The organism is Prevotella sp. MGM1 (assembly GCF_002933775.1).
Classification (GTDB): Bacteria; Bacteroidota; Bacteroidia; order Bacteroidales; family Bacteroidaceae; genus Prevotella.
This window is the reverse complement of record NZ_BEWV01000209.1, coordinates 42,095-55,911: the sequence shown is the minus strand read 5'-3', so window position 1 is coordinate 55,911 and position 13,817 is coordinate 42,095. Positions and strand designations below refer to the sequence as shown.

Here is a 13,817-nt window from a genome sequence, read left to right as displayed (position 1 = left end):
AATGCCTGCTCACTGCGAGTGCCCGATCTTTTCAGACACTCTCAGTTTTGCGCTGCGGCTTCTCGGGTTGGCGGCCTGCTCCTCCTCTGTAGGAACAATAACCTTGTTGCTTACGGGTCTGAGCGGCGTTTCCGTACGTCCGAAAAAATCTTGTTTTATGTGTCCGTCGGCGTTGCCTGTCTTCATCACGTTTTTCACTATCCTGTCTTCGAGCGAGTGATATGTGATCACGGACAGCCTGCCTCCGGGCGCGAGCAGTTCGGTGGCCGCGGCAAGCATCTCCCGCAGGGCGTCCATCTCGTGGTTTACCTCTATGCGCAGCGCCTGAAACAGTCTGGCCATGTCTTTTTTAGCCCTTTCTTTCGGCATTATATGCTCTACGGCGGCCAACAGGTCGGTCGTGGTGCATAACCGTTGCGCCTGCCTTTTTCTCACAATGGCCGTGGCGAGCTTGCGTGCTGTTTTCAGTTCGCCGTACAGATACAGTATGTCGGCAATCCGTTCCTCGGCATATTCGTTAAGAATGTCTGCCGCAGTCGTTCCGGCCCTGTTGTTCATTCTCATGTCGAGCGGCGCGTCGAAGCGGAAAGAGAAGCCCCGGCTCTCGTCATCGAGGTGATGGCTCGACACTCCGAGGTCGGCCAGCAGGCCGTCTATTCGTTCAATACCGTGGTATCTCATCCAGTTTTTCAGGTATCGGAAGTTGCTTCGCACGAAAGTGAATCGGTTTTTTGAAGACGCCCCGTCTCCGGCAGATGTGTTGGCCTCGGCATCCTTGTCTTGGTCGAAGCCGAAGAGCCGGCCGCCTTGCGCCAGTCTTGACAATATCTCGCGGCTGTGGCCGCCGCCGCCGAAAGTGACGTCTACGTATGTTCCGTCGGGGCGGATGTTCAGCCCGTCGATGCTCTCGTGCAGTAGCACGGGTATGTGGTATGTGGGTGCTTTCGTTGCCATAAATGTTGTTTTGTGAAACTGTTTGACGCCGGAGTGTGTGCGGCGGTGTTATTTCGGGGAGTGGGAAGCCTGGAGAGACTGGTTTCCGGAATTTTCGTCTCCCATTACCATCTCCAGTTCACGGCCGAAGTCTTCCGCCGTTATCGTCGGCATGTCATTGCTGTCGTTGCTCCATATCTCGATGGTGTCGTCCATCCCTATGAACCTGATGTCCTGTCGTATGCCCGCCATCTGCTGGAAACGCTTCGATATGAGGAAGCGCCCGTTGCCGTCGAGGGTTATTGGCTCGACCTCAGCCACAAACCGGCGGAAGAGTTCCCTGTGGGCTTTGTTCCACTTGTTGAGGTGCGCCTGCAACTCGTCCATCTGCTCGTTCCACACGCTTTCGGGGTAAAGAACGAGACACGGCTGGAACACATCCTTGCGCAGCATCATCCGCTCCTCGCCTGCACTTTGCAGCATCTTGCGGAAAGCTGCGGGAAGGAAAGCCCTTCCCTTGGCGTCTGTCTTTGCTTCGATGGTTCCTAAAAATCGCATACGGACATTAATAAAGGCATTTCGCCGTCAAAATTACATATTTTTCCCCACATTCACCCACTTTTCTCCATACTTTTTGAAGGTTGATTTTAATTTTAATATTGTTAATTTTATAAATCGTTGACAATCAGTGATTTTGCTGTTTGGTGTTAAAGGCCGTTCCAGGTGGGGCGGCGTGCCGGCGAACTGTTCGTTTGCGGGCTTGCCCCGAGGTGCATACGGCAGTGCTGCCGTGCGCTCTTGTCTACACGGTTTTCGTCCGTGTTATCACGATGTATATCACGATGTGGCTTGCGTTTTCGGACGTTATGTCGTAAATTTGTCGCGGACCAAACGATAACAAGTTATGAAGATTATGAATAATATTTACAAACGATGTAAGGTTTCGATGCAGGGCGTTGTCTTGTCGGCGGCATGCCGCTATCCGCTCAGACTTTAATTTATGATACGTTTTATTGTCGTTTTCCGACGCTTACATGCCGGAAAAGATATGTATGTGTCTTTTTCGGCATGTAAGCGTCGGAAAACGGCGGTTTCATCGATGCCCAATGAGGGTCTCGCCAAGATATGGCGAGACCCTCATTGTTTTTTTTATACCACCCAAAACGGCTTGCAACGGGCCGCCCGTTACCCTGCATTAAGTACCCGTTGCGCTCTGTTTGGTATCTCTTTGCGCTTTATTAAGTATCCCATTGCACCATGTTCGGTATTCCGTTGCGGCATGATTTTATATCGAATGCGCTGAAATGGCATATCTGTTGCAAATAACTTTGTTATCGGTGTTGATATAATAAATATACTATCAGAAATCAAAGTGAATACGGCTATAATTTATTCGTTTCTCCACTGCTTGTCAATCAAAAAACACCATTTTACCAATAGGATGTTTGCGCTAATTTATTTTACAAATATATATATATCTTTTAAAGTCGCTCGATGTGTGAAGAAAATCGGCTGCGGATGTTTTTGCGCTCCTCGTAAGTCGGAAATGTACGGATAGTTATTGACGATAGTAGAGAGGTGTCGTAATAAGTAGGAATTACCCTCTCAAAGCGTTATAAGTAAAAAAGTGTATAATATATATTAATTATGCTGCAAGATAAAACAAGAAGATTGTTTTTCTAAAAATATTTATAGCCGATGATATTCAATCACTGACTTATATTTTATAATAGGAAGTGGGAGAAAATAGTAATAACAAAAAACTTTTAGTATTATGAGAAGACTATTTAATCGCATTTTTTTCAGTTACCATTATTGGGGTATTGGCATTTTGTGTGAGTTGTAGTAATGACGAAGAGTTTTGTAATGAATATGTTGGTACAGATGAGCCAAAAGTAAACCAATCGACACTTATTAGTACCTTGCAGGACTTAAATGCGCAAATCTTGGAGTCTGATGAGACACGTGGTTTTCGTGATTGGTCCACAAAAGAAAAAGTAGCAGTTGCACATGCGGATGTTGCTGGTGTGGCTGCCGGAGGAAAGGCGGGCTGTGTATTGGGTGCTAAATTGGGAACAGTGTTGGATAGTCCAATCACTGGAGGAGTTTTTGGCGCTTTTTTGGGGTGGAGTAATTGGGGGTGCATATTCTTCTTGGTTGGCATCTCCGAATACACGAGCAATCCCAAGTCTTAACGTTCCCGGATGTAGCTTTATGGCTAATGAATGTATGATATTAGTAAAAGAAGATTTGTCAGTCAATACAGCGGCTGTTATTGTAAAAGATGATAAGATATTAGAAAGGTTGAATGTTGATGAAGAACTTTTAGAACGGGTTAATCTTGATGAAGAATGTTTGACAGTAGGCAGTATTCATAATATTCTTTTATCTTCATTAGATGGTTCTGTTGTTGTTGATTCTAATGTAAAAAATGAAAGTTTAAATATTTATTGTGATAAACTTCTTAATTCGAAAGAATTTATAAATGAGTGTAAATGGGTGGGAGAAAGTGTTAATGCTGGAACTTTATCTGATGATTTAGTAAATAGTGTTATTTCTCTTTTTAATGATGTCTGTTTAAAAAGCTCTGCAACATCACTAGATGTTGTTTATATAATAAATGAGTATGTTAGGGTAGTTGATGCAACGGACGAACTGACGGACATAGAAAAGAAATGTGTAAAGTACGGTCTTGCAACAGCTTTATATAGCTATCAATATTGGGGCGTGATATAGAATTAATATGAAGTACTTAAAAGTAAATATAGTATTTAATACAGCTCTTTTACTGTGGGCGTTGTCTCCTGTATTTGAAAAGAATGATTTTATATTTTACGCCACGTCATTATTGAGTGTTGCTCTGGCATTGTTTTGGATAGGTGTAATGACTGTTTCTGCTGTAAAACACAAAGATTCTATTTTAGATAGAATTTTGGGTAATACTGATAACGATATGTACACCATTGTGATTCTTCTTTGCGGCGCATTGGTTCAGTATATAGAAGGTACTCGACCGATGCTCTACCTCTGGTCGACACTGCTTGTGATTGCTGTCATCAACTTCTTTTGGCGGGTAAAGAGATAAAGGTAATAGGAACGATAGAATGGAGAAACTTTGTTTATGGCGATTAATAGGACGTGTTTTAAACGAGATATAATACATTCTTGGGAAAAGAAATGGTGATTATGCTTCGTTTATTGAATTTGGCGTAATAATCCGATGAAAATAATCTTGTGGTATCGGTAAGTTGTATGCGGTTTGGTGGTACGATTGTCGGTACTGCAATTCTATTGTGACCGAATAATAAATCGAGCAGTTGTCGTTACGTCAACAACATGTTGGGCAGGTTGATAGGCTGCAAATAAACAATAATGACGATAATAATAAATAATGTAGCCTGTTTCTTGACATTTTATTAGCTATTATCAAAGATTTGTTTTACTTTTGCAGTTTGTTAGCATGTAGAGAGAAATGAAACAGATTACGGAGAAAACCATTGACATCGATAGCATACTGCGCGAGAAAATGGGAGCGAAGGCGAAATTCGTGCCGGCTCCGTTCGTGCGCTGGCTCCGCCATATCATACATCAGGACGAAGTGAACCGCTATCTGTGGGAGAGCCGTCACCTCAGCGGGACGGAGTGGCTCGAAGAGTGTGTGCGCTATCTCGACATGACACTCATAGTGGACGGAATGGAAAACCTGCCCGATAAGGATGACGGCAGGCTGTATACGTTTGTGAGCAACCACCCGCTCGGCGGTGAGGACGGTGTGGCTCTCGGGGCGATCATAGGTCGGCACTACGACGGACGCTTCCGCTATCTGGTCAATGACCTGCTGATGAATCTGCCGGGACTTGCACCTGTATGTATTCCGATAAACAAGACGGGCAAGCAGAGCCGCAATTTTCCGGCAATGGTGGAGAGCGGTTTCAGGAGCGACAACCACATGCTTATGTTCCCTGCGGGGATATGTTCGAGGAGGAGGAAGGGCGAGGTGCGCGATGTGGAGTGGAAGAAGACTTTCGTGGTGAAGAGCGTCGAGTATAAACGGGATGTGGTCCCGATACGTTTCGGCGGTGAGAACTCCGATTTTTTCTACCGGTTGGCAAACTTCTCGGACAGGTATGTGAAGAAGGTTAACATAGCGATGCTCTTCCTCGTTGACGAGATGTACAAGAACGCGCACAAGACTTTCCGTGTGGCGATAGGCAAGCCGATTCCATGGCAGACGTTTGACAAGAGCCGCACGCCGGCGCAGTGGGCGCAGTATGTTAAAGATAAAGTATACGAGCTTTGAAAAGCTGCAACGTGATAATTATTGAAAAAGAGAGAGACAAGAAACTGATTAAACCGGAAATGGAACAGGAAATAATAAGACCGATAGACAAAGAGGTGCTCAAAAGCGAGCTTACGCCGGAGAGACAGCTCCGCATGACAAACAAGAGCAATAACGAGATATACATCATCGATGCCCACAACGCCCCCAACGTGCTGCGCGAGATAGGCCGTTTGCGTGAGATCGCATTCCGTGAGGCGGGCGGCGGTACGGGAAAACCGCTTGATCTCGATGAGTTTGACACGATGGAGAACTGCTATAAGCAGCTTATCGTGTGGAATCCGGAGGCAGAGGAGATTATCGGCGGATACCGGTATATACTCGGCAAGGATGTGGATGTGGACGAGAAAGGGCAGCCTGTATTGGCCACGAGCCACATGTTTCATTTCTCCGAGAAGTTCATGCGCGATTATATGCCATACACCATAGAGTTGGGACGCAGTTTCGTGTCACTCGGTTATCAGAATACGAGCAAGAACGGCTCTAAGAGCCTCTTCGCTCTCGACAATCTGTGGGACGGCCTCGGGGCGCTCACCGTAATACAGCCCGACGTCAAGTATTTCTTCGGCAAGATGACGATGTATCCCTCTTACATACGTAAAGGCCGCGACATGATTCTATATTTCCTGAAAAAGCATTTTGAGGACAAGGATAATCTCGTGATGCCGATGAAACCGCTGATTATAGAGGAAGATCCCGCTGAGTTGGATGCGCTTTTCTGCGAGGAGTCATTTAAGGAGGATTATCGTATACTCAACCGTGAGGTGCGTCGGCTGGGATATAACATACCACCGCTTGTTAACGCTTACATGGGGCTCAGTCCTACGATGAAACTGTTCGGCACGGCAATAAACTATGGTTTCGGTGATGTGGAAGAGACCGGTATTCTGATTGCTGTCGATGAAATTCTCGACCAGAAGCGGGTGCGGCATATAGACTCGTTCATAAAGGAGCATCCGGAGGCACTCGCCATAACGAGCGGTGCCAATAAGGTTATATACCAGGAAAAGGTAGGGGCGTGATGTGCGTTTGGCCGGTGGCAGTCCGTATGTTCAGGCGTTTCATGACGTTTCTGGCGGTCACTGCGCTGCTTGCCACTGTCATTCCTGTTTTCTCTGCCGACTATAAAGCTTACCGGTCGCTCGACAGTTCGGACCCGATAATCTTTTTGGGAGACAGTATTATATATGGCGGCCGCACGATAACACTCGGCGAGCGTACCATATTTGTAGACCCGAGGCTTGACAATGCCTTGGCGGATAATTACCGATACGTTTATAATTCAATACGGGATGCGGTGGCGCATCTTGTCGACGGGACGGAGAATGACCCCATGCGGGTGCTCTTCGCTCCCGGAGTATATTGGGCGGACGATCCCGACACACCGGCGGTTGTGACAGGAAAATACGGCAGGGAGCCGTTCGGAATGGTGATAAGATGTGAAAATCTCCATTTCATCGGACTCACGAGGGATGCCCGTAATGTGGTACTAGCCTCTCAACGAGGCCAGACACAGGGCGCGGTCGGTAATTTTACGATGTTCGATTTTCATGGTGACGGACTGCGGGTGAGCAACCTTACCATGGGCAATTTCTGTAATGTTGATCTCGATTTTCATCTTCTTCCGTCGCTCGGACGCAAGAAGCGGTCCGCGACCATAACACAGGCTCATGTGGCTTACTGTCATGGTGACCGTGTGGTGGCCCGCAATGTCAGGTTTATAAGCAGGCTGAATATGAACCCTCTCAATGGGGCAAGGCGCATATTGTTCGACCGTTGCCACATGGAGTGTACCGATGACGCGCTTACCGGAAACGGGGTATATCTCAAATGTACCCTGTCGCTTTACGGGCAGAAGCCGTTTTACACTACCCATAGATGCGGGGCGGTGTTTCTCGACTGTGATTTCACTGCCGGCGGTTCCAATAGGGATATGGTTTTCTGTAAAGCTCCCGGTCAGGTTACGCTTGTGAATTGCAGGTATCATACAGGTGATTCGGTTTATGTCGGGTGGACAAACTACCCCGAGACGTGGCAGAGATGCTATCAGGCGGGATTTACTATGAACGGCAATCCGTATAAAATAGGTGCCCGCAACCCGGAAAATACCGTTGAAATGGATGATTTGCCGCTTTTATCCGCTTTTTATGAGGTATGCGACGGAGATACGGTATATAATGTGTACAATCTTTTGCGGGGCGATGATGACTGGGATCCGACGGGTATCAGGGGTATGGTGGGATGCGGCAACATGGGCACGGCCCTCGTGTTGAACCGTAAAATGGCTTCGATTGTCACCGGAGGCGGCTCCATTTGTCTCTCTGCCGAGGTTATGAGGCACGGTGGTTATGAATTGTTGAAAGAGTCTTCTGATAGCAATGAGAACATACATTGGCGTGTACGGCCGGGCTTTGAGGATATGGTGGAATTATCGTCTTATGATGGCGACTCAATAAAGGTGACACCCCGGAATAATACCGATGAAACGGCGGTTTTTTACATAGAGGCATATACCGATTGCGGTTTGCGCGGAGCTGTGGGCGTCAGCGTAAGTCCGTCGGTTCTTCCACCTCCTGATTTCGTGGGAAATACTCGGTTGACGATGAAAGGCGGAATGCTTGTCGCTGATTATACTCTCGGTTTGTGCGGCAGAAAAGACGAGTCTCTTGTCACATGGTACCGTTGTGTGGATGGCAGGAAGAACGGCGCCATACCGGTTAAAGTGAGCCGTGGGCGTGTCCCGGAGCGCTCGTACAGGCTGACGACGGCGGATAACGGATATTTCATAATGGCACGTATAGAGCCGAAGCACCGGCGTAGCGAGGCGGGGAATGCAGTCGATCTGATTATGAAAAGAGCGGTGAAACCGTCGGATTTTGGAGAAACGGATATTTCACGGACCGGGGGTTCGGATATATACGAGACAGATTTCCGCACGTTTCCGACCGTAAATCAGGTTCGGGTAATACCCGGATTCTGGACTGTCGACGGGTATAAGCCGGCTGATACCGCTGAATTTCCATGGACGTTTGATACGGATAAAGACATGTGGGCCTATGGACGAGGGTTTAACGGTGCGGTCGGTGAAGGGCTGTTGCAGGCTCAGCGCGGTGCGAGACTGATGTATACTCCTGTTAACGGACATTACGGGGATATGTCGTTGACACTTCAAGTCGATCCCACCAAGACTGCGGGTCAGGGTTTCGGAAGCGCCACGGGGCAATATATGGATATTTGTTTGAAATTTGATACGCGCACGCTGACAGGCTACGGGCTTAGGATAATACGCACGGTGAAGCATGCCAAGGCAGTGGATTTCATGCTTGTGGAATATGCCGGTGGTACCGTAACGCCGCTTACAGACCCTGTTTCGGCTATATGTTATCGTACGGGCTGCACGATAGAACTGCGGATGAGGGGTGACAGTCTTGCCGCGCATGTGGAAACGTCGACCGTATTGCCGTCAAATTCGGGACTGGCCACTGTCGTGGACCTGTCGGCCACGGTGACTCCTAACGCTTTCGGCGGAGCGGCCATACAGCATACAGGTACTTGCGGTGAGAGTACGACAATGCTTCATCGCCTCAAAATAGAATGGTTTGGCCCGGGATGAACAGGAATGTCAATGCGGCAGTTTCCGTCTCATGCCGTATATCGGTATCGGGCGGATTTTAAACCGTTGTCAGATGATAGGCAGGCTTATTCCGCTTATCTTTTGATAAACGTCGAGTGCGTATACGTCCGTCATGCCGCTGATATAGTCTATCACCGCCATCAGCCTTGTCTCTATGTCGTTCGCCTTTATTTCATATTGGCTGCTGACCCTGTCTATCAGTTGCTTGGAGTAAAACCTGTCCGGGTGTGCGGCCGCCTCGATCATCTGTTCCATTAGTGTTTCCATTATTTTGTAACCCGATAGCTCAACATCAAGTACAGGTTTGCTGCGGTAAATCTTGTTCTTTGATATTCTAGAACATAGCGTATAGGCGTCACGTTGACGGTCTGATATATGGTCTATGAGGCAACCGGTGAACTCCCCTGAGAGTATTTCGTCCTCATGCTCCACGAACGCTTTCACGCATTCGCGTTCCAGTGTTCCTATCACGCATGCCCTTATGTATACTATTTTCTCGTTGTCGTCTGTCAGCTGTTCTTCCTCTATGCGGCTAAGGATTTTATTCTTGTCCGTTTCATCGAAGAAACCCAGAAGCAGTTCGATTGTTTCCTCAAATGAAAGAATCATCAGTTTGTTCGCATCCTCTATGTCCATGATCTCATAGCAGATGTCGTCAGCGGCCTCTACGAGATATACCAGCGGATGACGGGCATATCTTAATGGCTCTCCCGGTCCTGACAAGCGTTTTATCCCCATTTCATCGGCAATTCTTTCATATATCTCTTTCTCTGTATTGAAGAAGCCGAACTTGCCGTGCCGTCCTGCCGCTGATGCCTCGAAAGGGTATTTCACGATGGCGGCGAGTGTGGAATACGTCATCACGAAACCTCCGTTGCGTCTTCCTCGGAATCGGTGTGTGAGCAGCCGGAAGGCGTTTGCGTTGCCTTCAAAGTGGGTTATGTCTTCCCATAGCTTGCTGTCTACTTCCGCCTGGAGGCGCTTTCCACTGCCTTCCGTGAAAAACGACTGTATGGCTTTCTCGCCGGAGTGCCCGAAAGGAGGGTTGCCAAGGTCGTGAGCGAGGCATGCCGTGGATACAATCTGCCCTATTTCGTTTATCATCGAGTCTTCCAGTTCCGGATGAATACGCAGCAACTCACGTGCCACATCGTTTCCGAGAGACATGCCCACGCTTGCCACTTCAAGGCTGTGCGTGAGCCTGTTGTGCACGAAAACGCTCCCCGGGAGCGGAAATACCTGTGTCTTGTTCTGCAAACGGCGAAACGGCGCCGAGAAAATCAGCCGGTCATAGTCTCGCTTAAACTCGCTGCGGTCATCGCGCTTTCCGATGTGCTTGTGTTCCTGTCCGAGTCTTTTATTGGTGATTAGCCTTTTCCAGTTCATCATAATGATGCAAAAGTAGTGCTTTTTTATATAAAAATACCATAATTTAGAGGTAAAAGTGTGGGCGTTTGGATATTAATCATTACTTTTGCACATTATAATAATGCGAAAACAACGGTGCGACGGCATGTTGCCCACAGTGTGGCAACCGTGTGACAGCGATGAAACAATTTCCCGGCAGTCATGTGATTATATTATAACGGCCGTATCGCAAAATTATCATGCCCGCTTGTAATGCTTGTGACGGTTGCCATATTGATATGCCGCGGCCATGTAGTGAAAATGATAATGACTGTACATAGACAAACAACATACAGATGATAGATATAAAAGTGATAAACAAAGGTGGTCAGCCGTTGCCTGCTTATGCCACAGGGCAGAGTGCCGGAATGGATTTGAGGGCGAATATAGATGAGCCGGTTACACTCCGTCCGATGGAGCGTTGTCTTGTTGGTACTGGGCTTTATATAGCTCTTCCGCCGGGATTTGAAGCCCAGGTGCGCCCTCGCAGCGGTCTTGCCTTGAAGCACGGACTGACCGTTTTAAACTCCCCCGGAACCATAGACGCCGATTATCGAGGTGAGATAAAGGTGCTGTTGGTAAATCTTTCAACCGATGATTTTGTTGTCAATGCCGGCGAGCGGATAGCCCAGATGGTGATAGCGAGGCATGAAACAGCCCGTTTCATCGAGGTTGACGAGCTTGACGAGACCGAGCGTGGCGAGGGCGGATACGGGCATACGGGGGTGAAATGACCCGGAGTATAGTGGTGTAATCAGTTAATACGTATAGACAGGCCGGCAGATGTGTGCGGATAATAAAGTGAATGAGATGTTGAGGACGTTGTTTCTTTTGTTGGTTTCATTGTTTTCGATGCCGTGGTGTGTAGCCAATGCGTCGCAACGGGATGCCATGGCCGACTCGGCACGCAGTGTTCTTTCTGCCGGTAATTCTTCGGCTGGCACGGTTTCGCCCTCATCGGGCATATTGCATATATCGGATGAGTCGGCCGTTGCCGACAATTCGAAACTCAGATACGACTATTTTTTTCTTCAAGCGATATCCGAGCGTCAGAAAGGTAACAGCTCGGCGGCCTTTGACCTGCTGCGTCACTGCATCGAGATAAATCCCGGTGCGGCCGAGGCTTATTTCTATCTGGCCCAGTACTATATGGCAATGAGAGACAAGGAGAAGTCCATGAGCATGACGAAACGTGCCGTGGAACTGAGTCCCGACAATATATCTTTTCTCGAGACACTCGCCAATCTGTATGCCCAAAACGGTAAATTCGTCGAATCCATCGATGCTTTCGAACACATTGTAGCCATAGACAAAAGCCGTGAGGACATCCTTGAAGTCCTCGTGAGGCTCTATCAGCAGCAGGCCGATTATGACAATGCCATACGGACATTGGAGCGTATGGAGGAGATGGAAGGTAAAAGTGAGCGCCTGTCGCTGATGAAATGCGAGATATACTCAAACCAGAACAATACGGAAGCCGAGTTGTCGGAGATGATGAAGTTGGCCGAGCAGTATCCAAACGACCTTAATTATCGTGTGATGTACGGAGAGATATTGCTTGATAACGGGCAAAACGAAAAGGCTTTGGATGTTTTCAACTCCGTGCTTGCCCAGGAGCCGGACAACAGCAGGGGGCAAATGTCTTTACGTCTATATTATAAAAAACTTGCGGACACACTCAGGGCCGATTCCATGACAGTCGGAATATTGAAAAACAAAAACATGGCCACTGTCGCCAAAATATTCGTGCTTCGGGAGGAAATAAGCCAAAGTGAGAACAACGGCGGCGACAGCACTAAGATATTGGCGTTTTTCGATACTCTGCGCAATATGTCCCAGCCGGACAGCGAGATACTCATGCTGCACGCCACATACATGAACTTGAAGAAAATGCCCGCCGACAGCATACGTCCCGTGCTTGAAAAGATACTGTCGATAGAGCCGGACAAGTCTGCCGCGCGACTGCAACTGCTTGGCTATGCCTTCACGGATGATGACGCCGACAGGGCTATTGCCATTTGCGAGGCCGGCCGTCAGTATAATCCCGATGAGATGGCGTTTTATTATTATGAGGGTATAGCCCGAAACAGCAAGGGCGATGAGGATGCCGCGATAAGCGTGTTGAAAAAAGGGGCGGGCTTCATCACCGGGCAAAGTCCTCCCGATATAGTGTCCGACTATTATTCCCTGCTCGGCCAGTTGTTCTCGGCCAAGGGACTGATGAAAGAGGCGTTTGCGGCATACGACTCATGCCTGCAATGGAAAAGCGACAATGTCATGGCTTTGAACAACTATGCTTATTACCTCAGTGTGGCCGGAGAAAACCTTGATAAGGCCGAGAAGATGAGCTACAAGACCATAAAGGCCGAACCGCAGAACTCCACCTACCTTGATACCTACGCCTGGATACTGTTCATGCAGCAGCGCTATGCCGAGGCCAAGGTGTATATCGATCAGGCTTTGCAGAGCGACAGCACCGTTAGCGACATCATCGTGGAACATGCCGGAGACATATACGCAATGAACGGAGATGCCGTAAAGGCTGTGGAGTACTGGCAGCGGGCATTGAAAGATACTCCCGACAGGAAGATATTGATAAGGAAGATAAAGAAGAAAAAATACATAAAGGAATGAAGCCATTAAGTTTTTTGAAGATTGCGGTCATTGCGATGCCGTTTGTTATGGGTTCGTGCAAATCGTCGAAGACCGTGGAGAAATCTGTGGAGAAGGTGGCCACGGACGATGTGGCGCAGCATCAGATGATTCAAAAAGTATCTGATAATGCGCAGTATGCCAAGTTCATCACCTCCAAAGTGAAGTTTCAGGTGAAAGTGGGAGCGCAGGACCTAACACTCACCGGCAACTTGAAGATGAAGCGCGACGATGTGATACGCCTTCAACTCATGGCCTTCGGTTTTGTGGAGGCCGGCCGTCTCGAATTCACGAAAGACTATGTGCTCATCATGGACCGCATAAACAAGCAGTACCTGAAAGTGCCTTATGCCCATCTTGACTTCCTGCGCAACAGCGGTCTCAATTTCTATTCCCTCCAGGCGCTTTTCTGGAACGAGCTTTTCCAGCCGGGACGTTCCAAGCTGACCGACGAGCAGCTTAAAGACTACAAGGCGAATATTGGAGGCGACGATGTCGTAATATCCTTGGAGAAAGATAAAATGTCGTATAAGTGGCTGGCAGCGAAGAGCACGGGCCTCATCAAGATGGCCAACATATTATATAAGGACAAGTTCCGCGGCAATACACAGCTCAACTGGGACTACATGGAGTTCAAGAAAATGGGTTCCAAGAAGTTTCCTACCAACAACATGATAACCTTCACCACCGGCGACAAGGAAGTGAAACTGGGGCTTATGCTCAACTATCTCGGCAACGACAGCGACTGGGAAACGCGTACCGAGGTGTCCGGCAAGTATCGCCAGGTGAATGTCGATGAAATTCTGCGCAGGTTCATGGCCTTGTGATTTTCGACACCTTTTCTTTGTAAAA

General features: G+C 48.1%; 12 protein-coding genes. 9 read left to right on the top strand and 3 right to left on the bottom strand.

What is annotated here, in order from left to right; all coding sequences use genetic code 11:
• Positions 1–9: 9 nt before the first annotated feature.
• On the bottom strand, positions 10–954 hold the full coding sequence (rsmH, locus tag MoGM_RS10885; protein WP_104370074.1) for a 16S rRNA (cytosine(1402)-N(4))-methyltransferase RsmH: 945 nt from the start codon (positions 952–954) through the stop codon (positions 10–12).
• Positions 955–1,002: 48 nt separating this feature from the next.
• Positions 1,003–1,491: a division/cell wall cluster transcriptional repressor MraZ gene (mraZ, locus tag MoGM_RS10880; protein WP_104370073.1), complete on the bottom strand. Its 489-nt coding sequence runs from the start codon at positions 1,489–1,491 to the stop codon at positions 1,003–1,005.
• Positions 1,492–2,756: 1,265 nt separating this feature from the next.
• Here mraZ and MoGM_RS10875 point away from each other — a divergent pair.
• From MoGM_RS10875 to MoGM_RS10850, 6 genes are all read left to right on the top strand, one after another.
• Positions 2,757–3,128: a hypothetical protein gene (locus MoGM_RS10875; protein WP_146078723.1), complete on the top strand. Its 372-nt coding sequence runs from the start codon at positions 2,757–2,759 to the stop codon at positions 3,126–3,128.
• A gap of 34 nt (positions 3,129–3,162) precedes the next feature.
• Positions 3,163–3,669, top strand: a complete 507-nt coding sequence (locus MoGM_RS10870; protein ID WP_104370071.1) for a hypothetical protein — start codon at positions 3,163–3,165, stop codon at positions 3,667–3,669.
• A 7-nt stretch (positions 3,670–3,676) separates the two neighbouring features.
• Positions 3,677–4,018 (top strand): hypothetical protein, encoded by a 342-nt coding sequence (locus MoGM_RS10865; RefSeq protein WP_104370070.1) that lies wholly within the window; start codon positions 3,677–3,679, stop codon positions 4,016–4,018.
• A 387-nt stretch (positions 4,019–4,405) separates the two neighbouring features.
• Positions 4,406–5,233, top strand: coding sequence for a glycerol acyltransferase (locus MoGM_RS10860; RefSeq protein WP_104370069.1), 828 nt, complete (start codon positions 4,406–4,408; stop codon positions 5,231–5,233).
• Positions 5,234–5,292: 59 nt separating this feature from the next.
• Entirely contained in the window at positions 5,293–6,294 is a 1,002-nt protein-coding gene (locus MoGM_RS10855) for a GNAT family N-acetyltransferase (RefSeq protein ID WP_104370093.1), read from the top strand.
• A complete protein-coding gene (locus MoGM_RS10850; protein WP_146078722.1) occupies positions 6,291–8,885 on the top strand; it encodes a hypothetical protein in 2,595 nt (864 codons plus the stop codon). Before MoGM_RS10855 ends, MoGM_RS10850 begins: the two co-directional genes overlap by 4 nt.
• A gap of 69 nt (positions 8,886–8,954) precedes the next feature.
• On the opposite strand, the gene dgt is transcribed toward MoGM_RS10850, so the two are convergent.
• Positions 8,955–10,292: a dGTP triphosphohydrolase gene (gene dgt, locus MoGM_RS10845; RefSeq protein ID WP_104370092.1), complete on the bottom strand. Its 1,338-nt coding sequence runs from the start codon at positions 10,290–10,292 to the stop codon at positions 8,955–8,957.
• A 317-nt stretch (positions 10,293–10,609) separates the two neighbouring features.
• Here dgt and dut point away from each other — a divergent pair, with 317 nt between their 5' ends.
• From dut to MoGM_RS10830, 3 genes are all read left to right on the top strand, one after another.
• A complete protein-coding gene (dut, locus tag MoGM_RS10840) occupies positions 10,610–11,047 on the top strand; it encodes a dUTP diphosphatase (RefSeq protein WP_104370067.1) in 438 nt (145 codons plus the stop codon).
• Positions 11,048–11,123: 76 nt separating this feature from the next.
• Positions 11,124–12,947 (top strand): tetratricopeptide repeat protein, encoded by a 1,824-nt coding sequence (locus MoGM_RS10835; RefSeq protein ID WP_158249601.1) that lies wholly within the window; start codon positions 11,124–11,126, stop codon positions 12,945–12,947.
• Complete coding sequence (locus MoGM_RS10830) at positions 12,944–13,792, top strand: DUF4292 domain-containing protein (protein ID WP_104370065.1); 849 nt, start codon at positions 12,944–12,946, stop codon at positions 13,790–13,792. The genes MoGM_RS10835 and MoGM_RS10830 overlap by 4 nt, the downstream gene beginning before the upstream one ends.
• The last annotated feature ends 25 nt before the right edge of the window (positions 13,793–13,817 follow it).